Consider the following 23,301-nt stretch of genomic DNA (forward strand, 5'->3'; position numbering starts at 1 on the left):
TGGCGATCCCTTCGCCACAGAACCTGTTTTCACGTCTTCAGGCCGCTCAAGCCTGAAGCGCTACACCGGGAGGTGCCCAGATGAGCGATACCGATCAGAACGACCAGGAAATCCGTCCAGCCGGCGAGAAACTGCAGAAAGTCCTCGCCCGCATCGGCGTCGGCTCGCGCCGCGACGTCGAGTCCTGGATCAGCCAGGGCCGGATCAAGGTTAACGGCAAAGAGGCCACCCTGGGCCTGCGCGTCGACCTGCATGACGCCATTTCCATCGATGGCAAGGTGATCAAGCGCGAAGAGGCCGCCGAATCGGTGCGCCGCGTGATCATGTACAACAAGCCCGACGGCGAGATCTGCACCCGTGACGACCCGGAAGGCCGTCCGACCGTGTTCGACAAGCTGCCGCGTCCGCGCGAAGGCCGCTGGATCAACATCGGCCGCCTGGACATCAACACCACCGGCTTGCTGATGTTCACCACCGACGGTGAGCTGGCCAACCGCCTGATGCACCCGTCCTACGAGATGGATCGCGAGTACGCGGTGCGTGTGCGTGGTGAAGTCGACGACGAGATGATCGAGCGCCTCAAGGCCGGGGTCATGCTCGAAGACGGCCCGGCCAAGTTCACCGACATCCAGCAGGCGCCCGGTGGCGAAGGCTTCAACCACTGGTATCACTGCGTGGTGATGGAAGGTCGCAACCGTGAAGTGCGTCGCCTGTGGGAGTCCCAGGGCCTGGTGGTCAGCCGCCTGAAGCGCGTGCGCTTCGGTCCGGTGTTCCTCAACTCCGACCTGCCGATGGGCCGCTGGCGCGAAATGAGCCAGTACGAAGTCGACGTGCTCAGCGCCGAAGTCGGCCTGACGCCGGTGGCCTTGCCGCAGCTCAACGCCAAGTCCAAGGACAAGCTGGAGCGCATGCAGCGCAAATCCTCGCGTCCGGTGGGCAAGAGCGAGCGCGTGCGCACCCTGCGTCCGGCCAACGGTGCAGCGGCCAACCCGCGTGTCTCCCGTGAGCCACAGATCGAAGGCGAGCGTCCAGGGCGCAAGCCGGCGGCCCGTCAGGATGGCGAGCGCGCTCCACGCGCGCCGCGCCCGGCCACTGGCCGTGGCACCCCGGTAGCCGAGCGTCCGGCGGACACCAAGCGCCCGGCCAAGCCGGCACCCAAGTCCAAGCGTCCCAGCCTGGTGCTGGACAAGGACGCGCCGTCCGGCAAGCGTCGTGGCGCCCCGGCCGGCACGGGCCAGCGTCCTGGCTTCGGTCGTCGCAAGCCGGAGTAAGCTTCGGCCCGCCGACAAGAACGCCAACCCTCGGGTTGGCGTTTTTTTTTGCCTGCAACTGCGTAGCAGCCAGCTTGCCGGCGAATAGGCTCTCACCTCCTGGGCAAGGCTTGTGATCGCCTTCGCTGGCCAGCCAGTTCCGACACAAGCCAGCGTCTACGCAAGGACGGTTAAAAGGCGAACTGGCCGTCGAACACCGGCTTGTTGTCCACCGCCAGCACTCCCGAGCTGAAGATCAGATCCAGGTGGTGGCTGCCCTTGGCGCCGCCTCCCAGCCCCAGGTGCAGGCCGCAGTGGCGCTCCTCGAAGCCGGAATTGCGCCCGTAGAGGGACTTGATGCCCTCGTTGGTGCCGATGCCCAGCTCCTCGATGCGCCGGTTGGACGGGTTGGCATCCAGGTATTTGTTGAAGTCATTGGCCAGCCCGGGCACCTCGGTGGCGACGCGGGTGATGGTCGAGTTGTCGATCCACAGCTCCAGCGGTGCCTGCAGTACCCCGTATTTGCGGGCGAAGGGGATGGTGCTGAGGAAGGTCCCGAGAAACTTCACATGACCGTTGATGGCCTCGCTGTGGGTGGCGATTTCCCCGGGTGCCAGGTCGTAGTTGCCGACGCCGTTGATGTCGGTCCATTTTTTCACGCTGCTCAAGGGCGCTTCGAAATAGGAGCCCTGGGGGTCACTGAAGCTCAGGGTCGAGGCCTGGGACAGGCGGCGGATCAAGGTGGCGTTGAGGTCGGCGATGCGCTGCGGCTCGACGCTGAAGGTGTCGTAGAAGTACTCGCCGTAATCCTTGAACAGCAGCGACTTCTTCCAGTGTTCGGCCATCAGAGCGTGCAGCGGGCGGAGAAATTCCGGGCCGTCGGGGCGCGGCTGGGCCAGGGTCGAGGAGTCGTAGAAAAAAATGTACAGGTCGCAGTCGATGATCGCCCGGGCCAGGCGTTCGGCCGGCTCCATGTCCAGGCGCAGGGCGCTGAGCGCCAGCGGCGTGGTCTGGTGCGACTGTTCGATGATGGCGCTGACCATGGCCTGGTAGTCGGCGGTGTGGCCGATCACCACCTGCGGCGCCCGGGCGTTGCTCAGGGCCGGGTGGCGTTCGAGGTAGTACAGGAAATGGCGGATGGCGCGGCTCTGGTCCATAAAACCTCCCTGGAGGACAAAGGTGACCGGAGCAGGCGCACGGCCCGCTCCGGTCCGGGCGCCTTACATCGGCCACATCGCCGTGCCGAACGGCACCACGGCGTCGGCCTGCATCATTTCCACGGCTGCATCATGAGTGGCCGCTTCGAACCACTCGTCCAGTTGCAGTTCGGTTTCCAGGTCTTGTTCCAGTGTTTGCATGGTGACTCTCCTAGATGACATAGCGCATAGCAGTCCATTGGCGGAGCGGTTCAACAGCGCTGAACGGGATGCTTGCAAAGGCTGCCCAGCCGCTCCTCGTACCTGTCGGACGAGGCATCCGGCAAGTGGCTGGAAACCTAGTTCAGGGCATTTTGAAGTGCAAAAAAATAATTAGATTATTTTCTACTGAACTTTATTTTCTATTTTTTGCGCGGAATATTTTTCGCCTGAAAACAAAAAGCTGAGGCCTTCCCGGGGCCGCCGTGGCCAGCGCGTCAATTTGCAGTCGCGGGGCCGGATGATCTGTCCCGGCAAGTTGGCGTTACGCGTTGTAAAGAAAAAATTACGAAATGTTGCGTGTTGCGCCCTGAAACCGCGCAGGTCACGGCGCTGTAAGGAAAAGCTGCCGCCGGGCCGTGAGCTTCCCGCTTGCCGAGGCTCTGGCCCGCTTGTTCCAGAGCGCCAAGGCGGGTGAGATGCACACCTGCCTGCGTACAGGTGCATAACAAGAAGGAGGCGCAATGAACGCCGTAACCGACTTTCACCGACACCCTTCGAAGGGCGATGGTCATCGCACCTTCATCGACGACCCCACGCGGTCCGTCCCATGTTCCGCCGCCGATGTCGAGCATCGAGCAGGCCCCGCAAGATCCCGGTTACCGGCACGCTGATACAGCAGTGTCTGGCGGCAGGGGGTCAGGGGTGTACAATGCGCGGCGTTTTAACTGTGACCCAACTGCGTACCCGCGCATTTTGCGTCTGCGCCGCGCGTTTCAGCCTGCCCCGAGGGCGCTGAAAGCACCGCTGCCGGGCCAATAAACTCAAGGTTATCCACCTTGTTCACTCCGCCGCGTCACGAGCGTGGTGGGTTCGATTTCGTCACAGATAAAAACAAACAGGTGACGCATGACCGTTAGAAAAACGCTGAATTTCGGGTGCCTGCGCTGGGGTTTGCTCCGCGCCGCTTAAGCCTCACCGGGCGGCAACGTCTTGCAAACATCATCAAACCTTGCGTGAGAACCTTTTCATGAGTGGACAAAACTCGCATTCGGGCGAGCTGAAACGCGGCCTGAAAAATCGTCATATTCAACTGATCGCCCTGGGCGGCGCGATCGGCACCGGTTTGTTCCTGGGCTCGGCCGGGGTACTCAAATCCGCCGGTCCGTCGATGATCCTCGGCTACGCCATCTGCGGTTTCATCGCCTTCATGATCATGCGCCAACTGGGCGAGATGATCGTCGAAGAGCCGGTGGCCGGTTCTTTCAGCCACTTCGCCCACAAATACTGGGGCGGCTTCGCCGGTTTCCTTTCCGGCTGGAACTGCTGGATTCTCTACATCCTGGTGGGCATGTCGGAGCTGACCGCGGTCGGCAAGTACGTGCACTACTGGTGGCCGGACGTCCCGACCTGGGCCTCGGCGGCGGTGTTCTTCGTGATGATCAACGCCATCAACCTGGCCAACGTCAAGGTGTTCGGCGAGGCCGAGTTCTGGTTCGCCATCATCAAGGTGGTGGCCATCGTCGGCATGATCGCCCTGGGCAGCTACCTGCTGGTTAGCGGTAACGGCGGCCCGCAGGCCTCGGTGAGCAACCTCTGGTCCCATGGCGGCTTCTTCCCCAATGGGGTCAGCGGTCTGGTGATGGCCATGGCGATCATCATGTTCTCCTTCGGCGGCCTGGAAATGCTCGGTTTCACCGCCGCTGAAGCCGACAAGCCGAAGACCGTGATCCCCAAGGCGATCAATCAGGTGATCTACCGCATCCTGATTTTCTACATCGGCGCTCTGGTGGTGCTGCTGTCGCTGACGCCATGGGACACCCTGCTGGTGACCCTGAACGCTTCCGGCGACGCCTACAGCGGCAGTCCGTTCGTCCAGGTGTTCTCGATGCTGGGCAGCAACACCGCGGCGCACATCCTCAACTTCGTGGTCCTGACCGCGGCGCTGTCGGTGTACAACAGCGGCACCTACTGCAACAGCCGCATGCTGCTGGGCATGGCCGAGCAGGGCGATGCGCCGAAAGTCCTGGCCAAGATCGACAAGCGCGGCGTGCCGGTGATGTCGATCCTCGCCTCGGCGGTGGTGACCTTCGTCGCCGTGGTGCTCAACTACCTGATCCCGCAGCATGCGCTGGAGCTGCTGATGTCCCTGGTGGTGGCGACCCTGGTGATCAACTGGGCGATGATCAGCTACTCGCACTTCAAGTTCCGCCAGCACATGAACCGCACCGGCCAGACCTCGTTGTTCAAGGCCTTGTGGTACCCCTATGGCAACTACATCTGCCTGGCGTTCGTGGTGTTCATCCTCGGCATCATGCTGATGATCCCGGGTATTCAGATCTCGGTGTACGCGATCCCGGTGTGGGTGGTGTTCATGTGGGTCTGCTACCTGATCAAGAACAAGCGCAGTGCCCAGCAACCGCTGCAGGCGGCCAGTGCTTCGCTGAAGTAAGCGCGGCCCAGGCAATGACTAACCCGGCTGCGGCCGGGTTTTTCATGCCTGTGATTTTTCTGCGGGTTGAGATCGCTTGCGCCGGCCAGCGAAGAGGCCCGCCAGAGCCGGGGGAATGGGGGTATCCTGTGCGCCCTGAAGACGGATTCCTGTTCCATGCTGGTGATTTCCAACAACGTGCATCTGCCGGATGCCGAGATCGAGCTGACCGCCATCCGCGCCCAGGGCGCCGGTGGGCAGAACGTCAACAAGGTGTCCAGCGCGGTGCATCTGCGCTTCGATATTCCGGCCTCATCCTTGCCGCCGTTCTACAAGGAGCGGCTGCTGGCGCTGCGCGACAGTCGCATCACCAGTGATGGCGTGATCATTCTCAAGGCCCAGCAATACCGCACCCAGGAGCAAAACCGCGCCGATGCCCTGGAGCGCCTCACCGAGCTGATCCTCAGCGCCATCAAGGTGGAAAAGAAACGCCGCCCGACCAAACCGACCCTGGGTTCGAAGAAGCGCCGTCTGGAGAGCAAGGCCAAGCGCGGCAACATCAAGGCCGGTCGCGGCAAGGTGGACTTCTAGCCGAGCGCGCGTTCCTTGCGCTGCCTGGGCGCCTGACGGTACAGGTACAGGCTCAGTACCAGGCCGCTGCAGGCGGCGATGGCGGCGAAGAGGAAGATCGAGGCAAAGCCGAAGCCGGCGGCAATCGCCCCGGCCAGGGGGCCGGTGATGCCCAGCGACAGGTCGATGAACAGCGAGTAGGCGCCCACCGCCGCGCCACGGCTGGAGGCCGGCACCAGGTTCACCGCTTCCACCCCCAGCGCCGGGAAGACCAGGGAGAAGCCGAAGCCGCTCAAGGCCGCGCCGGCCAGGGCCCAGTGGGCGTCGGGGGCCTGCCACAACAGCAACAGGCCGAGGGTTTCCACCGACAGGCAGGCGATCGCCACTCGGAAGCCGCCGAGGCGGTTGATCAGGTTGCCGAACAGCAAGCGCGCTCCGATGAAGCTGGCGCCGAACAGGCTCAGGCACAGCACCGCGTTGTCCCAGTGCTGAGTGGCGTAGTACAGGGTGATGAAGGTGGCGATGGTGCCAAAGCCGATGGAGCCCAGGGCCAGGCCGCAGCCGTGGGGAAAGACTTTGCCCAGCACATGGATGAAGGGCAGGCGTTCGCCGGCGACGATCGGCGCGGCGAGTTTTGGCCAGGCCAGTAGCAGGCCGAGCACGGCCAGCAGGATGATGCTCACGCCCATGCTCCACAAGCCGAGATGATCGACCAGCCAGGCGCCCAGGGGCGCGCCGATGGCCAGGGCGCCGTAGCTGGCGATGCCGTTCCAGGAGATCACCTTGGCGGTGTTGGCCGCGCCGACCCGACCGATGCCCCAGCCAATCGAACCCGAGCCCACCAGGCTTTCCGCGCTGCCCAGCACCAGGCGGCCAGTCAGCAGGCTGAGCAGGCTCAGGATCGGCAGGTGTTGCAGCCAGGCCGAGAGCAGCATGAACACGCCGCTTAGTCCGCAGCCGGCCAGGCCGTACATGACTGCGCGCTTGCTGCCCAGGTTGTCGATGATGCGTCCGGCGTAGGGGCGGCTGAGCAGGGTGGCCAGGTATTGCACGCTGATCACCAGGCCGGCGATCACCGCGCCAAAACCCAGGTCGCTGTGCACATAGCCCGGCAGGACCGCCAGGGGAATGCCGACATTCAGGTAGCCGATAAAGGTGAACAGGACGATGGAGACGACTTGCAGCGTGACCGCCAAGGGGCGCTGGGAATCTGGCATGGGGATGGGTCCACGGCGACAGCTGAATAGATAGGCTGCTTATGATACCGATGTGGACGCTGGCGCAGGGGGAGAATTCGACGCGTTGTGCAGATCTTTCGGGCCAGGGTTTTGACTCAGGCGTCGTTGTCTTGCAGCAGGCGCGTGGTGACCAGGGCGGCGATAGCGTTTTCCTGGGTGCCGAAACGGGCCAGCAGGGCGGCCTGTTTTGGCGCGCTCAGGCGGTTCCACACCTCGATCATTTTTTCCGCGGTGCCGATCAGCACGCTGGCCTGGGTTTCGCTGAAGGAGTCGGTCATGGCTGGGTAGGGCTCGGGGGGAGGTTTCAGGCGGTGTGGAAAGCGCTTGAGTAGCGCTTTCCACACGGTCTGGTTACAGCGTTTTTCAGTCGTCGCTGTCGGCCTTGCGGCTGTCGGCGGCTTCTTGCACTACAGGCTTTTCAGCGCTGGCTTGGGGCGGGGTGGTCTGCTCAGTTTCGTGCAGGCTTGGGAAGGGGAGATTCGGGATCTCATGCATGTCGTTGCTCCTCGCAAAGTCTGTTTTTTAAATCGCTGGGTAGGTCCGCGCTTTTAAAAAGCCTGGGCAGGATACAGCAGTACAAATGACAGAAAGATTTTTATTTCCCCTAGGTCGAGGGTTATTGGTCAGCTTCTGTGTGCTTTGGCGGCCCATGAACCCCGGCTACGGCGGCCCGGTGCGGCGCCGCACAGGGCGCGGCACCGGGCTGGTTGCCTAGGGTTGTGGTGGGCTGACGATGATCTTGCCGATCATCTGTGGGTGCAGGACGCAGAAGTACTGGTAGGTGCCGGGGGTATCGAATTGGTAGGAAAAGCGGTCGTTGGTGTCCAGTGCCGCGGAACGGAACAGCTTGTGGGTTTCAGTCACCGTGTGCGGTATCTGGTCGTCGTTGACCCAGGTGACCCGGGTGCCCGCGGTGATTTGCACATCCTGGGGGTTGTACATGAACGCGCGGATATCGATCGTCACCTCCTCGGCCCAGGCGGGTGTTGCCAGGCAGCCCAGAAGCAGCAGTGTGAGCCATGTCTTCATCGCACGAGGACCTCAGACCAGGGTGGAGTCGAGCAGGGCCAGGGGATGCTCGCCCTGGGTCGCGCGGACATCGGTGATGCCCAGGTAATTGCGCAACTGGTCGGCGGCCACGGTCATCGGCCCGGGGTTGGCCGCGGCGCCGGGAGCCGGTTGCGGGTAGGCCGTGCCGCGAGCGGTATGGAAGGTGATGTTGCCCTCGACCTTCTGGATGACCTGGTGGATATGGCCGTTGAGGACGGTCACCGAGCCGAAGCGCCGCAACAGGGCGATGGCCTGGTCGCCGTCTTCGGTGCCCCAGCCCCAGGGCTGGTAGATGGTCCACAACGGGATATGGGTGAAGACCACGATCGGCGTGCTGCTGGCCACGGCCCGCAGGTCATCCGCCAGCCAGGCCAGTTGCTCGGCGCCCAGGCTGGCTTCATGACCGGGCTGCAGGTTGAAGACATTCACCAGGGCAATGAAGTGCACGCCTTGCTGGTCGAAGCTGTACCAGCCGTTACCCCGGGTGCCCTTGCCATAGCGTTGCAGGTAGAGCTGGCCGCCGCCTTCATCGAGGGTGTCATGCTCGCCTGGTACGTAGTGCACGGTGGACGGCAGGCCCTTGAGCAATTGGGCGGCGGTGTCGAACTCTTCAGCCCGGGACAGGTGGGTGATGTCCCCGGTGTGGAGGATCAGCGCGGGCCGCTTGGGCAGGGCAATGACCTTGTCGATGGCCACTTGCAGGGTCTTCACCGGTTCCGGGTTGGCTTCCTTGTTGAAGCCGATATGCGAATCACTGATCTGCACGAAATGAAAGCTGCTGTTCAGGGCGCTGGGGTCGCTCGGTTGGCCTGCCTGGTCCAGGGCGAAGGCCCGCGGAATTCCTCCGCTCAAGGCCCAGATGACGCCGGCACCGGCCCAGGCCGAGCACTTGAGCAGGGTGCGCCGGTCGGGATTCTGCGGGCCTTCGGTGGCTTGGGTATGCGATGTGGCAGGAGTGTCCATGGTGCGCCCTCGGTAGCGGTCTACAGTGATGGGTCTCACATCTGTAAAACCGCGCGGTGCCGGGCTTTATTCCGGGGAAGGCGAATTTTTATTTCGGGAATAAAACGCCGGCTTTCACCGTTATAGGCTGCAAAGGAAACGGAGCCACCATGACGCGATTCGAGGAACTGTTCCTGCCGCATCTGAAGGCGGCCTATAACCTCGCGCGCTGGCTGACCGATAACGACAGCGCGGCCCAGGACGTGGTCCAGGAAAGCGCGTTTCGCGCGGTGAAGTTCCTCCATCGTTTTGACGGCGGCAATCCCAAGGCATGGTTTCTGACCATCGTGCGCAACGAAAGCTACAACTGGCTCAAGGCTGCGGCGCGCCAGGGGGCGGTGGCTTTCGACGAGGCCTGTGGCGAGGACGAGCCGGCCCTGGCCGATGGGCGCACCCCGGAATGGCAACTGATCCAGGGGCAGGAGGCGGCGCAGTTGCAACAGGCGCTGCTGGCCCTGGCTCCGGTGTTTCGTGAGGTGATAGTGCTCAAGGAGTTGGAAGATATGCCCTACAAGGACATTGCGAAGATCGTCGACATCCCCCTGGGGACGGTCATGTCGCGCCTGGCCAGGGCCCGCTCCATGCTCCGGCAGCAACTGCAGAAGTCCCGGCCATGATCCACGCCATCGACTGCAAGACCTGTCGGGCCTGGCTGCATGGCTACCTCGACAACGAGTTGGAAACCAATGCCGCCGCCGAGGTGGCCGAGCACCTGCATCACTGTGCCGAATGTGCCGGTGAATATGCCGATGCCCGGCGCCTGGTGGCGCAGCTCAAGGCTCACCTGCCCTATCACCAGGCGCCGGCAGGCTTGGCCCGGCGCCTGCGGGCCAGTATCGAGGCCCCGGCGTCGCCTTCTGCGGGGTTGCTCCAGCGCTGGCTGGGACCTGGCGGCCGGCGCTGGCTGGCCCCGGGGTTTTCGACCCTGGCGCTGGCCCTGTCCCTGGTGCTCTACCTGGCGGCGCCTTCTGCCGAGCGGCCATGGCTGGATGAGGCGGTGTCCAGCCATGTGCGTTCGCTGATGGTCGATCACTTGAATGACGTGGTGTCCTCGGACCGGCATACGGTCAAGCCCTGGTTCACCGGCAAGCTGGATTTTGCCCCGCCGGTCTTCGACTTCAGTCAGCAGGGCTATCCGCTGTTGGGCGGGCGCCTGGACTACCTGCAGCAGCAAAGTACGGCGGCCCTGACCTATGGTCATGGGCGGCATTTGATCAACCTGTTCATCCTGCCCACGGCGGATGCCGATGCAGCGGCGCAAAACCTCTCCTTGCGCGGTTATAACCTGGTGGCCTGGCGGCGCAATCACCTGCGCTTCATCCTGGTGTCGGACCTGGAGCAGGGCGAGCTGGCGGCGCTGGGGCAGTTGATCCAGAAAGATCTTTGAGGCGGGGGCGTTGTTGCGAGGGTGGAGCCAGGGCTTGCGAACTGGGGCAGCAAGCCCGGCCTCGGCACCGCGGTGCAGAGGCCGGGCATGCCGGCAGGGGAGGGATCAGCCCTTGCAGACGCTGGCGATGGCGCGGGCCAGCAGGTCTAGGCGGGTGGCGTCGATCCCGGCCACGTTGGCGCGGCCGGAGCTGACCATGTACACGCTGTGCTGTTCACGCAGCGCCTGCACCTGAGTCGGGCTCAGGCCGGTGTAGGAGAACATCCCGCGTTGCACACCGATATGGGCGAAGCGCTCGGCCAGACCATGGGGTTGCAAGGCTTCCACCAGACCAGCGCGCAGTTGCGCGATGCGCTGGCGCATGGCTTCCACTTCGTCTATCCACAGGCGCTTGAGCTCGGCATCGCCGAGGATGGTGGCGACCACTGCGGCGCCATGATCCGGTGGCGTGGACCACAGGTTGCGGGCGATGTGGGCCAGCTGGCTGCGCACGTCGAGCAGCTTCTCGGCGTCCTGGGTGCAGACGATCAGCGCGCCGGTGCGATCGCGGTACAGGCCGAAGTTCTTCGAGCAGGAACTGGTGATCAGCACTTCTGGCAGTTCGGCGGCGAACAGCCGCACGGCCCAGGCATCCTGCTCCAGGCCGTCGCCAAAGCCCTGGTAGGCGAAGTCGATCAGCGGCAGCAGCTGGCGGCGGCGCACCACCTCCAGCACCCGTTGCCAGTCGGCCTGGCCGAGGTCGAAGCCGGTCGGGTTGTGGCAGCAGGCATGCAGCAGCACCACGTCGCCCTCTGGCACCTGATTCAAGGTGGCCAGCATGGCCTCGACGTCCAGGCGGTTGTCGCTGCCCACGTAAGGGTAGTGACTGACCTTGACCCCGGCCGCGGCGAAGATGGTTTCGTGGATCGGCCAGGTCGGATCGCTCAGCCACACGCCACGGCCCGGCAGGCAGTGGGCGATGAAGTCGGCGCTCAGGCGCAGGGCACCCGTGCCGCCCGGGGTCTGGGTGGCGCCGGCGCGCTGGCTGGCGATCAGTGGCGAATCGCTGCCCAGCACCAGTTCATTGATCACTTTGCCGAAGGTCGCGTCGCCGTGGCCGCCGATGTAGATCTTGGTGTCCTGGCGATCCACCAGGCGCTGTTCGGCCAGCTTCACCGAGCGCGGGATCGGCGTCAGGCCCTGGGCGTCCTTGTAGACGCCCACGCCGAGGTCGAACTTGTTCGGGTTGGGATCGCTGGCGTAGGCCCCCATCAGGCCGAGAATCGGGTCGCCGGGTACCCGGCCGATGGCGTCGAAATGCATTACTTGCGTCCTTCTGCGGTCTTGGCCACTTCGTCGGTACGAGCCGCCATGATGAAGTCGTTGCGGTGCAGGCCCTTGATCGAGTGGCTCCACCAGGTCACGGTGACCTTGCCCCACTCGGTGAGCAGGCCTGGGTGGTGGCCTTCGGCCTCGGAGATCTCGCCCATGGCATTGGTGAAGGCCAGGGCGAACTTGAAGTTCTTGAACAGGAAGACTTTCTCCAGCTGCATCACGCCGTCGCGAACTTCGATGTTCCAGTCAGGGATCTGCTTGATCAGTACCGGCAGTTCTTCGTCGCTGACTTGTGGGGCATCGGCGCGGCAGGCTTCGCAATGGGCTTGGTTCAGAGCGGTCATGGTGTGTTCCTGAGTTCGATTCTTGTTGGAAGTTACTATCTTTCGCAGCGGCTCGCGAGTGCGAACCGCTCAGGCCGCCTTGGGTTTTGGCGGGAACTTGGGCGCGTGCAGGCCCAGCTGCATGCCTTGGTGGACCAGGGCCATGATGTCTTCATGGGCCAGGTCGAACAGGCGCTTGAGGTTGGGCAGGACGAAATAGATCGGTTGCAGGATGTCGATGCGATAGGGCGTGCGCATGGCTTCCAGCGGGTCGAAAGCCTGGTGTTCCGGCGCTTCGGAGAGGCTGTACACGGTTTCCTTGGGCGAGGAGAGGATGCCGCCGCCATAGATGCGCCGACCGGCCGGGGTTTCTACCAGGCCGAACTCGATGGTCATCCAGTACAGACGCGCCAGGTACACCCGCTCTTCCTTGGTGGCTTGCAGGCCGAGCTTGCCGTAGGTGTGGGTGAATTCGGCGAACCAGGGATTGGTCAGCAGCGGGCAGTGGCCGAAGATCTCGTGGAAGATGTCCGGTTCCTGCAGGTAGTCCAGCTCTTCAGGGGTGCGAATGAAGGTCGCCACAGGAAAGCGCTTGCTGGCCAGCAGTTCGAAAAAGGTCTGGAAAGGAATCAGCGCCGGCACCCGAGCCACTTGCCAGCCGGTGGTTTCGCCGAGGACCTTGTTGATTTCGCTCAACTGCGGGATGCGGTCGTGGGGCAATCCGAGCTTGTCGATGCCATCCAGGTACTCCTGGCATGCACGACCCTCGATGACTTTCAGCTGACGCGTGATCAGGGTGTTCCACACCGCGTGTTCTTCGGGTGGATAGTCGATAAAACCTTGCGCGTCGGGCTCGCGGGCCACGTACTGCGTCTGCTTCATGCTGCTCTCCTGCCAGGGGATGCGTTCTTGTTATGTGTGACCCCAGTGATACCCGAGGGTGCGACGCTTTGCAGCAGGCGGCGGGTGTCTGTGAGGGGCCACTCGGCGCCTATTCGTAAAGTATTCGTTACGAATTTGCCCGAATGGCCGGCATGTTGTGGGTTTCCAGGTTTGAAAAAGCCCTTGGCTGTCACATAATCTTGACGATTATCTGCATCACCCAGCAGAAACTTTGCAAGTGTCGACGGCAAAAGCGTCGGCTTCCGGCGTTTATGCCTTCCCTTATCCGTTTCGGGCCTTTCTTCATGCGCATCAAAGTTCACTGCCAGAACCGCATCGGCATCCTGCGGGACATTCTCAATCTGCTGGTGGAGTACGGGATCAACGTGGCCCGGGGCGAGGTGGGCGGCGAGCATGGCAATGCCATCTATCTGCATTGCCCGAACCTGATCAATCTGCAGTTCCAGGCGCTGCGCCCCAAGTTCGAGTCCATCGCCGGGGTCTTCGGTGTGAAGCGTGTCGGGCTGATGCCCAGCGAGCGCCGGCACATGGAACTCAACGCACTGCTGGGCGCCCTGGAGTTCCCGGTGCTGTCCATCGACATGGGCGGTTCCATCGTCGCCGCCAACCGGGCGGCGGCGCAGTTGCTGGGGGTGCGGGTGGATGAGGTGCCGGGGATTCCCCTGTCGCGCTACGCCGAGGATTTCGACCTGCCGGAGCTGGTGCGGGCCAATCAGTCGCGGATCAATGGGCTGCGGGTCAAGGTCAAGGGCGATGTGTTCCTGGCGGACATCGCCCCGCTGCAATCCGAGCACGACGACAGCGAGGCCATGGCCGGCGCGGTATTGACCCTGCACCGGGCGGATCGGGTCGGTGAGCGCATCTACAACGTGCGCAAGCAGGAGTTGCGCGGTTTCGACAGTATTTTCCAGAGTTCGAAAGTCATGGCGGCGGTGGTGCGTGAGGCGCGGCGCATGGCGCCGCTGGACGCGCCGCTGCTGATCGAGGGCGAAACCGGCACCGGCAAGGAACTGCTGGCCCGCGCCTGCCACCTGGCCAGCCCGCGGGGGCAGTCGCCACTGATGGCCCTCAATTGCGCCGGGTTGCCGGAGTCCATGGCCGAAACCGAGCTGTTCGGCTACGGCCCCGGGGCCTTCGAAGGGGCGCGGGCGGAGGGCAAGCTCGGGCTGCTGGAGCTGACCGCCGGTGGCACCCTGTTTCTCGACGGCGTGGGGGAGATGAGCCCGCGTCTGCAGGTCAAGTTGCTGCGCTTTCTGCAGGATGGCTGCTTCCGCCGGGTGGGCAGCGATGAAGAGGTGTACCTGGATGTACGGGTCATTTGCGCGACCCAGGTCGACCTGTCCGAGCTCTGTGCCCGGGGCGAGTTTCGCCAGGATCTCTATCACCGGCTGAATGTGCTGTCGCTGCACATACCGCCCTTGCGTGAATGCCTTGATGGCCTGACCCCGCTGGTGGAGCATTTCCTCGATCAGGCCAGCCGGCAGATTGGCTGCCCGCTGCCGCGGCTGGCGCCGGCCGCCATGGAGCGTCTGAGTCACTACCACTGGCCGGGCAACGTCCGGCAGTTGGAGAACGTGCTGTTTCAGGCGGTCTCGTTGTGTGATGGCGGCGTGGTCAAGGCCGAGCACATCCGCCTGCCTGACTACGGTGCCCGCCAGCCCCTGGGGGATTTCTCCCTAGAGGGCGGCCTGGAGCAGATCGTCGGGCGTTTTGAAAAGGCCGTGCTGGAAAGCCTGTACGCCGAACATCCCAGCAGTCGGCAGTTGGGCAAGCGCCTGGGGGTGTCCCACACCACCATTGCCAACAAGCTGCGCGAATACGACGTCGGCAAGCCGTAATCCTTGCCGCAGCCTTGAGTAGCGGTGGCAGCCGGGCATGTATCCGGGCCGTTACTTGCCGTTTGCGGCATAAGGCCGCCGTTTTTCCGTCTCCGCTACCACCCTCTGCATTCCCTGTGGACCGGGCAAAGCCCTGTCCCGCCTGGGGATAAACCTTCTCGAAAAAACTTGGTGCGCTTATTGCTTATGGCTTCGCAGTACAGCGGTGGGCGGCAAACGTCCGGCAGATGAGGAACGATTGTGGACAAGTACCTTTATGTGGCAATGACCGGCGCCAGCCAGAATGCACTGGCGCAAAAGGCTCATGCCAACAATCTGGCGAACATCTCCACCAACGGCTTTCAGCGCGACCTGGAGCAGGCGCGCGCGATGCCGGTGTTTGGTGACAGTTTTCCGGCGCGGGCCTTTGCCATGGGCGAGCGGCCGGCGACGGATTTTACTCCCGGCTCCATGGTGGAAACCGGTCGTGACCTGGACGTGGCCGTCAGCGGCAAGGGCTGGATCGCCGTGCAGAGCCCCGATGGCAGCGAAAGCTATGTGCGCACCGGCAGCTTGAACGTCGACGCCCTGGGTGTGCTGCGTGCCGGCAACGGCATGCCGGTCATGGGCAATGGCGGTCCTATCGCCGTGCCGCCGGAGCAGAAGATCGAAGTGGGGCAGGATGGCACCATCAGCATCCGGGCCATGGGTGAGGGGCCGCGAGTCATGGCCGAGGTCGATCGCATCAAGCTGGTCAACCCGGACATCAAGAACCTGACCAAGGGGCTCGATGGCTCGATCAAGACCAAGGACGGCCAGCCGGCGCCAGCCGATGCCAATGTGCAGTTGGTGTCGGGGTTCCTGGAGTCGAGCAACGTCAATGCCGTGGAAGAGATGACGGCAGTGCTGGCCTTGTCCAGGCAGTTCGAATTGCACATCAAGATGATGAACAGCGCCAAAGAAGACGACCAGGCCATGGCTCGGGTCTTGCAGATCAGCTAATTACCAGTACCTAGCGCCGTAAAACAGGCGCGAGAGGAGAATCGAATGCTTCCGGCTCTATGGGTTGCCAAAACCGGTCTGTCCGCCCAGGACACCAACCTGAGTGTGATTTCCAACAACCTGGCGAACGTCTCGACCACGGGTTTCAAACGTGATCGCGCCGAGTTCCAGGACCTGCTGTACCAGATCAAGCGTCAGCCGGGTGCCCAGTCGACCCAGGACAGTGAACTGCCAACCGGCCTGCAGGTCGGTACCGGTGTGCGCATCGTCGGCACCCAGAAGAACTTCACCGCCGGCAGCCTGCAAACCACAGAGCAGCCGCTGGACCTGGCGATCAACGGCCGTGGTTTCTTCCAGATCCTGCAGCCCGATGGCACCACGGCCTATACCCGTGACGGCACCTTCCACCTCAATTCCAATGGCCAGATCGTCACCGCCAGCGGCTTTGCCCTGGAGCCGGCGATTGTCGTGCCCAACGACGCGCAGACCTTCACCGTGGGTCAGGACGGCACGGTGTCCATCACCATCGCCGGCAACCCGGCGTCCCAGGTGATCGGCAACTTGCAAACCGCCGACTTCATCAACCCGGCCGGCCTGCAGGCCCAGGGCAACAACCTGTTCCTGGAAACCGCCGCCAGCGGCGCGCCGCAGATCGGCACTCCGGGTCTCAACGGTTTCGGCACCACTCTGCAGAACACCCTGGAAGCATCCAACGTCAGCACGGTCGAGGAGATGGTCAACATGATCACCACCCAGCGTGCCTACGAGATGAACTCCAAGGTGATCTCCACTGCCGACCAGATGCTCTCGTTCGTAACGCAGAAGCTGTAATCAAGTCTTGAGGTCGCCACGGGTCTGACGTGGCGTGCCGGCAACATCGTGAGGAAGGGTCATGAATCGGTTTATTTGTGTTCTAGCGCTGAGTGGGAGTGCCGTGCTTGCGGGCTGTGTTGCCCCGCCGCCCAAGCCCAATGACCCTTACTACGCGCCGGTATTGCCGCGCACGCCGCTGCCTTCCGCGTCCAACAACGGTTCGATCTACCAGGCCGGCTTCGAGCAGAACCTGTACAGCGACCGCAAGGCGTTCCGGGTCGGTGACATCATCACCATCACCCTCAACGAGAAGACCGCGGCCAGCAAGGGTGCCAACTCGGCGCTGACCAAGACCAGCTCCAACAGCGTTGGCCTGACCTCGCTGTTCGGTGCCGTGCCCAACACCAACAACCCCCTGGGCAGCGGTGACCTGACCCTGAATGCCGGCTACAGCGGCAACCGCGCCACCAAGGGCGACAGCAAGGCCGCCCAGAGCAATAGCCTGACCGGTTCGATCACCGTCACCGTGGCCGATGTATTGCCCAACGGCATCATCGCGGTACGCGGCGAGAAGTGGATGACCCTCAACACCGGCGACGAGTTGGTGCGGATCGCCGGCCTGGTGCGGGCGGACGATATCGCCACCGACAACACCGTGTCCTCGACCCGGGTCGCGGATGCGCGCATCACCTACTCGGGCACCGGCTCCTTCGCCGATGCCAACCAGCCTGGCTGGTTCGACCGTTTCTTCCTCAGTCCGCTGTTCCCTTTCTAGGTGATGAGAAGCCTCATGTTCAACTTCAAGCACCTGATGGCGGCGGCCTTGTTGATGTCCACTTCCCTCGGCGTTCAGGCCGAGCGGCTGAAGGACATCGCCAGTATTTCCGGCGTGCGTTCCAACCAGTTGATCGGCTACGGCCTGGTGGTCGGGCTTAACGGCACCGGCGACCAGACCACCCAGACCCCGTTCACCCTGCAGACCTTCAACAACATGCTGTCGCAGTTCGGCATCAAGGTGCCGGCCGGTTCCGGCAACGTGCAGTTGAAGAACGTTGCGGCAGTGTCGGTGAGTGCCGATCTGCCGGCGTTCGCCAAGCCGGGCCAGCAGGTGGACATCACCGTTTCGTCCATCGGTAACTCCAAGAGCCTGCGTGGCGGCACCCTGTTGCTGACGCCCCTGAAGGGGATCGACGGCAACGTCTATGCCATCGCCCAGGGCAACCTGGTGGTGGGTGGTTTCGACGCCGAAGGGCGCGATGGCTCGAAGATCACCGTCAACGTTCCATCCGCCGGGCGGATTCCCGGCGGCGCTTCGGTGGAGCGGGCCGTGCCCAGCGGTTTCAACCAGGGCAACAGCCTGACCCTGAACCTCAACCGTTCGGACTTCACCACCGCCAAGCGCATCGTCGACAAGATCAACGACATGCTCGGCCCGGGCGTGGCCCAGGCCATCGATGGCGGTTCGATTCGGGTCACCGCGCCCCTGGACCCCAGCCAGCGCGTGGATTACCTGTCGATCCTGGAGAACCTGGAAGTCGATCCGGGGCAGGCGGTGGCCAAGGTCATCATCAACTCCCGGACCGGCACCATCGTCATCGGCCAGAACGTCAAGGTGTCGCCGGCGGCGGTGACCCACGGCAGCCTGACCGTAACCATTACCGAGGATCCGATCGTCAGCCAGCCCGGTCCGCTGTCCAATGGACAGACCGCGGTGGTGCCTCGTTCGCGGGTCAATGCGCAGCAGGAAGCCAAGCCGATGTTCAAGTTCGGCCCGGGCACCACCCTGGATGAGATCGTTCGCGCGGTGAACCAGGTGGGCGCGGCCCCGGGCGACCTGATGGCGATTCTCGAAGCCTTGAAACAGGCCGGCGCGCTGCAAGCCGACTTGATCGTGATTTGAGGTGGCGGCCATGGATATACGTAAGAGCGGATTGATTGGCAGCGGCGATTCCGGGTCCTATTCCGACCTCAATCGCCTGCAGCAACTCAAGGTCGGTGACAAGAACGGCGAGGCCAACGTGCGCAAGGTGGCGCAGGAGTTCGAGTCGCTGTTCCTCAACGAAATGCTCAAGTCCATGCGCAAGGCCACTGATGTCATCGCCCAGGACAACCCGCTCAATACTCCGGCCGCCAAGCAGTATCAGGACATGTACGATCAGCAGCTCGCGGTGTCCCTGTCGCGCGAGGGCGGCGGTATCGGCCTGGCCAATGTGCTGATGCGCCAGATGATGAAGAACAAGCCGGCCGTGCCGGGTGCCACGCCACCCGCAGCGGCTGCGCCGGTGGTGGCAGCGACGCCGACGCCGATTGCCGCGGGCACCAGCGCCCAGGATGGTCCCTTGAGCCGGTCCAACGGCCAGCGGCCGTTGTGGGCGTCGCGAGCCCATGATCCGTTGCGGACCAGCGTGGCCCATAACGACATGGTCCTGCTCAACCAGCGTCGCTTGTCGCTGCCGAGCAAGTTGACCGATCGCCTGTTGACCGGGATCGTGCCGTCGGCCGGCGCTGTTGCCGATGCTTCCACTCAGAACGCTGCGCCGAGTCGCACCACGGCGGCCGCGGATGCGGTGCTGCGCGGCGAATGGCGGGTCAGCCAGGGCTATGCCGCGTCCCAGGGCAAGATGCGCGTGTATGGCCGGGCCATGGCCCAGCCGCCGTTGGCGCCGGCCAAGCGTGCCTTCAGCTCCGCCGACGACTTCGTCGCCACCATGCTGCCAATGGCGCAGCAGGCGGCGCAGCGGATCGGCGTCGATCCACGCTATCTGGTGGCCCAGGCCGCGCTGGAGACCGGCTGGGGCAAATCGGTGATGCGCCAGCAGGATGGCACCAGCAGTCACAACCTGTTCGGCATCAAGGCCGGCAAGAGCTGGCAGGGCGCCCAGGCCCGGGCGATCACCAGCGAGTTCCGCGATGGGCAGATGGTCAAGGAGACGGCGGCGTTCCGTTCCTACGATTCCTATCAGGACAGCTTCCACGATCTGGTGACCTTGTTGCAGAGCAACAATCGCTATCAAGAAGTGCTGAAGGTGGCCGATAAACCAGAACAGTTTGTTCGCGAGTTGCAAAAAGCCGGGTATGCAACGGACCCGGATTACGCTAGCAAGATTTCGCAGATAGCCAAGCAGATGAAGAATTACCAGAACTACGCTGCGGCGGGCGTTTCCACGAATTTATAAGGTCTGAATCATGAGTTTGCTCAATATCGGGATGTCGGGGCTGGCCGCCAGCCAAACGTCGTTGATGACCACGGGTAACAACATTGCCAACGCCGACACCGCCGGGTACTCGCGCCAGCAGACCGTACAGGGCACCAAGGCCTCCGCTCAATTCGGCAATGTCTTCATCGGCACCGGTACCACCCTGGCCGACGTGCGCCGGGTGTACAACAGCTTCCTCGATGCCCAGTTGCGCACCGCCACGTCCCTCAACAGTGACGTCGCGGCCTACCAGGGCCAGATCAGCCCGATCGACCAGTTGCTGTCGGACAACGGCACCGGCATGAACGGCGCCCTGACCAAGTTCTTCGCCTCGCTGCAGAACCTCAACGCCAAGCCCACCGACGAGGCCTCCCGACAGTTGCTGCTCAGCGATACCCAGGCCTTGAGCAACCGTTTCAACTCGGTGTCCAGCCAGCTCAACGAGCAGAACAGCAACATCAATGGCAACCTGGCGAGCATGGCCGACCAGGTCAACAAGCTGGCCAACACCGTGGCTCAGCTCAATCAGAAGATTTCCGAGTTGTCGACCAACGGCAACGGTATGCCCAACGACCTGTTGGATGCCCGTAACGAAACCGTGCGCCAGCTTTCGACGTTCATCGGCGTTCAGGTGTCGGAGCGCGGTTCGAGCCTCGACCTGTACTTGGGCAGCGGCCAGCCGCTGGTGATGGGCAACTCCGCCAACAGCCTGGAAGTGGTGCAGGGCAAGAATGATCCGACCCGCTCCATGCTGCAGATCAATCGTGGTACCAGCACCGCGGACATCACCAACGTCACCACGGGGGGCGAGATTGGTGGTCTGTTGCGCTATCGCAGCGAAGTGCTGGACCCGGCCATGAATGAACTGGGGCGCGTGGCCCTGGTGGTAGCCGACCAGATGAACAGCCAGATGGCCCAGGGCATCGACAAGAACGGTGAGTTCGGCGGCAACCTGTTCAACGACATCAACAGCCTGCGGATGATCAGTCAGCGCAGCATGGCCAGCGCCGCCAACAGTGCCGGTTCGGGCAACTTCAATGTAACGATCAAAGATACCGGCAAGCTGAGCGCCAGTGACTACACGGTGACCTTCAGCAGCGCCACGGATTACAGCGTCAAGCGTTCCGACGGTACCGACATGGGCAGCTTCAGCACGACCACCAGCCCGGCGCCGGTGATCGACGGTTTTTCGCTGAACCTCACGGGTACGGTGGCCGCCGGTGACAGCTTCAAGATCATCCCGACGCGCAATGCTGCGGCCACCATCCAGACGGAAATGACTGATGCCAAGCGCCTGGCTTTGGCTGCGCCGTTGAAGGCTGAGCTCGGTGCCGGGGTCAAGAGCTCCCTGAGCATTTCTGCGCAGCCGTCCCTGGCGGTGCCGATCGACAACTCCGATGCCGCCAGCAAACTGGAAATGCAGACCGCCCTGAAGAACTCCGGCCCGGTCAAGGTGGTGTTCAATACGGCGTCCGGCGGCAGTCAGACCTACGACTACTTCGACGCCAAGGGCGTCAAGATGGGCAGCGGCTCCATCGTGCCCGGGCAGAGCAATGTCCTGAACCTGCAAGTCAATATGCTCGACGCCAGCGGCAACCCGATCACCGACGGCGGCACGCCACCGGTGACCAAGACCTTCACGGTGCAGATGACCGTTGCCGGTTCGCCCAATGCCGGCGACAACATGAGCATCTCGGTGAATGGCGCCGGCTCTTCCGATAACCGCAACGGCCTGGCGTTGTCGGGCCTGCAGACCAAGCAGACCGTGGACACCGGCTCGGCGAGCAAGGGCATCACTCTGGTGGATGCCTACGGCAAGCTGATCGAGAACGTCGGCGCCAAGGCCAGTCAGGCCAAGCTCGACACCGCTGCCAACGGATCCATCCTGGCCAACGCCAAGGGCGCCCGGGACTCGTTGTCCGGAGTCGACCTGGATGAAGAAACCGGCAACCTGGTCAAGTTCCAGCAGTACTACACCGCGTCTTCGCAGATCATCAAGGCTGCGCAGGAAACCTTCAGCACGCTGATCAACAGCCTTTAAGGAGCCGTAGCCCATGCGCATTTCTACCGCCCAGTTTTACGAGTCTTCGGCTGCCAACTACCAGAAGAACTTCTCCAACGTAGTCAAGAGCAGCGAAGAGGCCAGCAGCCTGGTCCGGGTCAAGACCGCCGCCGACGATCCGGTGGGCGCTGCCCGCCTGCTGCAATTGGGTCAGCAGGCCTCCTTGCTCGATCAGTACAAGGCCAACAGCAACTCGATCAAAGCCTCACTGGGCCAGGCCGAGTCGGTGATGACCAGCATCAACAACGTCCTGGCCCGGGCCAAGGAACTGGCCACCGGCGCGGGCAGCGCCGGTTATACCGATGCCGACCGGCAGGCCAATGCTTCCGAGCTGGGGCAGATCGAAGAGCAGTTGCTGAGCCTGATGAACTCTCAGGACGAAAACGGCAAGTACCTCTTCGGTGGCTCCAAGGACGATGTTCCGCCGTTCAGCCGCAACTCCGATGGCACCTACAGCTACAACGGTGACCAGAGCAGCCTGAAGCTGCCGGTGGGCGACACCATGATGATGGCGGCCAACAGTACCGGTTGGGATGTGTTCCAGCAGGCGCTCAACACCAGCCGTAGCCAGGTCACCATGACTTCGCCGGCGGTGGATGATGGACGGGTTTCCCTGTCCAATGGCCAGATGAGCAACAGTGGCGCCTACAACAGCCAGTTCCGCGCTGGCGAGCCCTATACCGTGTCGTTCGTCAGCGGTACCCAGTTGAAGATCCTCGATGGCAGCGGCAACGATGTGACCGCCGAGGCCAGCAAGGGCGGCGTGGTGGATACTTCGCCGAATCAGACGGTGAGTTTCCGTGGTGTCGATCTGACCCTGAACGTCAACCTCAAGTCCGGCGATGTCGCTAACACGGTGCTGCCGGGACACAGCTTCACCTTGGCGTCGAAACCGGACACCTTCAACGTTGCGCGTTCTCCGGGCAACCCGAGCATGACTCAGGTTTCAGCCACCAGCGTGACTGATCCGGTGGCCTACAACTCGACGTTCCCGAGCGGCAATGCGGTGCTCAAGTTCACCAGCGCCACCAACTTCGACCTGTATGCCGCGCCGCTGACCGCTGACAGCAAGCCGGTGTCCTCGGGGGTGGTCGGTCCGGGCAATATTGCCACTGCGGCAGGCGTGAGCTTCACCCTGACGGGCGCTCCTTCGCCTGCAGCCAACGATCAGTTCAGCGTGTCGGTTAACACTCACGAAACCCAGAACATCCTGGACACCGTGAGTCAGTTGAAAAACGCGTTGAACACACCCACTGACGGTAACGTCCTGGCGACCCAGAAGCAGTTGGCCGACCTCGCCTCGGGGATAGCCAACCTGGCCAGTGGTGTCGATCAGCTGTCCATCGGCATCAGCTCCATCGGTGGTCGTGGTTCGGCGTTGGCCACCCAGAACGAAATCAACGAAAGCCTGGCGTCAGCCAACTCCACCACCCGTTCCGCGATCAGTGATTCCGATCCGGCCGAAGTCATGACCCGCCTGACCCTGCAACAGACCATGCTGCAGGCCTCGCAGTTGGCCTTCAGCAAGATCACTCAGCTCGGCCTGTTCAACAAGGTCTGAGTGCACGGCGTTCGAGCCCCGCCTCG

General features: G+C 63.1%; 24 protein-coding genes. 13 read left to right on the forward strand and 11 right to left on the reverse strand.

The genetic code is table 11. The features are described from left to right. Positions 1-80 precede the first annotated feature (80 nt). Positions 81-1,271 (forward strand): 23S rRNA pseudouridine(2605) synthase RluB, encoded by a 1,191-nt coding sequence (gene rluB, locus GWQ44_RS02745; protein WP_275926599.1) that lies wholly within the window; start codon positions 81-83, stop codon positions 1,269-1,271. 170 nt (positions 1,272-1,441) lie between these two features. Here the strand turns inward: rluB and GWQ44_RS02750 are convergent, their stop codons facing one another. The 3 genes from GWQ44_RS02750 to GWQ44_RS02760 all read right to left on the reverse strand — a co-directional run bounded on the left by GWQ44_RS02750 (position 1,442) and on the right by GWQ44_RS02760 (position 3,240). Further along, a complete protein-coding gene (locus GWQ44_RS02750) occupies positions 1,442-2,407 on the reverse strand; it encodes a leucyl aminopeptidase (RefSeq protein ID WP_275926600.1) in 966 nt (321 codons plus the stop codon). A gap of 63 nt (positions 2,408-2,470) precedes the next feature. Further along, positions 2,471-2,608: a hypothetical protein gene (locus GWQ44_RS02755; RefSeq protein WP_016964425.1), complete on the reverse strand. Its 138-nt coding sequence runs from the start codon at positions 2,606-2,608 to the stop codon at positions 2,471-2,473. A 275-nt stretch (positions 2,609-2,883) separates the two neighbouring features. Further along, positions 2,884-3,240: a hypothetical protein gene (locus GWQ44_RS02760; protein ID WP_179597571.1), complete on the reverse strand. Its 357-nt coding sequence runs from the start codon at positions 3,238-3,240 to the stop codon at positions 2,884-2,886. A gap of 395 nt (positions 3,241-3,635) precedes the next feature. Between GWQ44_RS02760 and GWQ44_RS02765 the strand changes: the two genes are divergently transcribed. Then, positions 3,636-5,057, forward strand: coding sequence for an amino acid permease (locus tag GWQ44_RS02765; RefSeq protein ID WP_275926601.1), 1,422 nt, complete (start codon positions 3,636-3,638; stop codon positions 5,055-5,057). Positions 5,058-5,213: 156 nt separating this feature from the next. Then, positions 5,214-5,627 (forward strand): alternative ribosome rescue aminoacyl-tRNA hydrolase ArfB, encoded by a 414-nt coding sequence (arfB, locus tag GWQ44_RS02770; RefSeq protein WP_016964427.1) that lies wholly within the window; start codon positions 5,214-5,216, stop codon positions 5,625-5,627. On the opposite strand, the gene GWQ44_RS02775 is transcribed toward arfB, so the two are convergent. The 5 genes from GWQ44_RS02775 to GWQ44_RS02795 all read right to left on the reverse strand — a co-directional run bounded on the left by GWQ44_RS02775 (position 5,624) and on the right by GWQ44_RS02795 (position 8,857). Then, the gene (locus tag GWQ44_RS02775; RefSeq protein WP_016964428.1) at positions 5,624-6,823 is read right to left on the reverse strand and encodes an MFS transporter; all 1,200 of its coding nucleotides are present in this window, start codon (positions 6,821-6,823) and stop codon (positions 5,624-5,626) included. The genes arfB and GWQ44_RS02775 overlap by 4 nt on opposite strands. 116 nt (positions 6,824-6,939) lie before the next feature. Continuing rightward, positions 6,940-7,122: a hypothetical protein gene (locus tag GWQ44_RS02780; RefSeq protein WP_275926602.1), complete on the reverse strand. Its 183-nt coding sequence runs from the start codon at positions 7,120-7,122 to the stop codon at positions 6,940-6,942. 85 nt (positions 7,123-7,207) lie between these two features. After that, positions 7,208-7,339 (reverse strand): hypothetical protein, encoded by a 132-nt coding sequence (locus tag GWQ44_RS02785; protein ID WP_016964430.1) that lies wholly within the window; start codon positions 7,337-7,339, stop codon positions 7,208-7,210. 216 nt (positions 7,340-7,555) lie between these two features. Further along, complete coding sequence (locus GWQ44_RS02790) at positions 7,556-7,873, reverse strand: plastocyanin/azurin family copper-binding protein (protein ID WP_016964431.1); 318 nt, start codon at positions 7,871-7,873, stop codon at positions 7,556-7,558. A 12-nt stretch (positions 7,874-7,885) separates the two neighbouring features. Then, positions 7,886-8,857: a metallophosphoesterase gene (locus tag GWQ44_RS02795; protein ID WP_275926603.1), complete on the reverse strand. Its 972-nt coding sequence runs from the start codon at positions 8,855-8,857 to the stop codon at positions 7,886-7,888. A 149-nt stretch (positions 8,858-9,006) separates the two neighbouring features. Between GWQ44_RS02795 and GWQ44_RS02800 the strand changes: the two genes are divergently transcribed. Both GWQ44_RS02800 and GWQ44_RS02805 read left to right on the forward strand, forming a co-directional pair. Beyond that, positions 9,007-9,513, forward strand: coding sequence for a sigma-70 family RNA polymerase sigma factor (locus tag GWQ44_RS02800; RefSeq protein WP_016964433.1), 507 nt, complete (start codon positions 9,007-9,009; stop codon positions 9,511-9,513). Further along, on the forward strand, positions 9,513-10,283 hold the full coding sequence (locus tag GWQ44_RS02805) for an anti-sigma factor (protein ID WP_042940853.1): 771 nt from the start codon (positions 9,513-9,515) through the stop codon (positions 10,281-10,283). Before GWQ44_RS02800 ends, GWQ44_RS02805 begins: the two co-directional genes overlap by 1 nt. A 105-nt stretch (positions 10,284-10,388) precedes the next feature. Here the strand turns inward: GWQ44_RS02805 and GWQ44_RS02810 are convergent, their stop codons facing one another. From GWQ44_RS02810 to phhA, 3 genes are all read right to left on the reverse strand, one after another. Next, positions 10,389-11,585 carry an amino acid aminotransferase gene (locus GWQ44_RS02810; protein WP_275926604.1) on the reverse strand — a complete coding sequence of 399 codons (1,197 nt, stop codon included), beginning with the start codon at positions 11,583-11,585 and terminating at the stop codon, positions 10,389-10,391. Beyond that, positions 11,585-11,941, reverse strand: coding sequence for a 4a-hydroxytetrahydrobiopterin dehydratase (locus GWQ44_RS02815; RefSeq protein WP_007930096.1), 357 nt, complete (start codon positions 11,939-11,941; stop codon positions 11,585-11,587). The genes GWQ44_RS02810 and GWQ44_RS02815 overlap by 1 nt, the downstream gene beginning before the upstream one ends. 69 nt (positions 11,942-12,010) lie before the next feature. Beyond that, positions 12,011-12,802 carry a phenylalanine 4-monooxygenase gene (gene phhA / locus GWQ44_RS02820; RefSeq protein ID WP_047302636.1) on the reverse strand — a complete coding sequence of 264 codons (792 nt, stop codon included), beginning with the start codon at positions 12,800-12,802 and terminating at the stop codon, positions 12,011-12,013. Between the two features lie 305 nt (positions 12,803-13,107). Between phhA and GWQ44_RS02825 the strand changes: the two genes are divergently transcribed. The 8 genes from GWQ44_RS02825 (at position 13,108) to GWQ44_RS02860 (ending at position 23,275) form a co-directional block, all read left to right on the forward strand. Continuing rightward, complete coding sequence (locus GWQ44_RS02825; protein ID WP_179597563.1) at positions 13,108-14,661, forward strand: sigma-54-dependent transcriptional regulator; 1,554 nt, start codon at positions 13,108-13,110, stop codon at positions 14,659-14,661. Between the two features lie 240 nt (positions 14,662-14,901). After that, positions 14,902-15,642 (forward strand): flagellar basal body rod protein FlgF, encoded by a 741-nt coding sequence (locus GWQ44_RS02830; RefSeq protein WP_016965788.1) that lies wholly within the window; start codon positions 14,902-14,904, stop codon positions 15,640-15,642. Between the two features lie 45 nt (positions 15,643-15,687). Then, a complete protein-coding gene (gene flgG, locus GWQ44_RS02835) occupies positions 15,688-16,473 on the forward strand; it encodes a flagellar basal-body rod protein FlgG (protein ID WP_016965789.1) in 786 nt (261 codons plus the stop codon). A 61-nt stretch (positions 16,474-16,534) separates the two neighbouring features. After that, a complete protein-coding gene (flgH, locus tag GWQ44_RS02840; protein WP_047302642.1) occupies positions 16,535-17,230 on the forward strand; it encodes a flagellar basal body L-ring protein FlgH in 696 nt (231 codons plus the stop codon). 15 nt (positions 17,231-17,245) lie between these two features. Next, entirely contained in the window at positions 17,246-18,355 is a 1,110-nt protein-coding gene (locus GWQ44_RS02845; protein ID WP_275926605.1) for a flagellar basal body P-ring protein FlgI, read from the forward strand. A gap of 10 nt (positions 18,356-18,365) precedes the next feature. After that, positions 18,366-19,631, forward strand: coding sequence for a flagellar assembly peptidoglycan hydrolase FlgJ (flgJ, locus tag GWQ44_RS02850; RefSeq protein WP_275926606.1), 1,266 nt, complete (start codon positions 18,366-18,368; stop codon positions 19,629-19,631). A gap of 10 nt (positions 19,632-19,641) precedes the next feature. Further along, on the forward strand, positions 19,642-21,693 hold the full coding sequence (gene flgK / locus GWQ44_RS02855) for a flagellar hook-associated protein FlgK (protein ID WP_275926607.1): 2,052 nt from the start codon (positions 19,642-19,644) through the stop codon (positions 21,691-21,693). Between the two features lie 13 nt (positions 21,694-21,706). Then, entirely contained in the window at positions 21,707-23,275 is a 1,569-nt protein-coding gene (locus GWQ44_RS02860; RefSeq protein ID WP_047302648.1) for a flagellar hook-associated protein 3, read from the forward strand. The last annotated feature ends 26 nt before the right edge of the window (positions 23,276-23,301 follow it).

Source organism: Pseudomonas sp. 3MA1 (genome assembly GCF_029237275.1).
Taxonomy (GTDB): Bacteria; Pseudomonadota; Gammaproteobacteria; order Pseudomonadales; family Pseudomonadaceae; genus Aquipseudomonas; species Aquipseudomonas fluorescens_AP.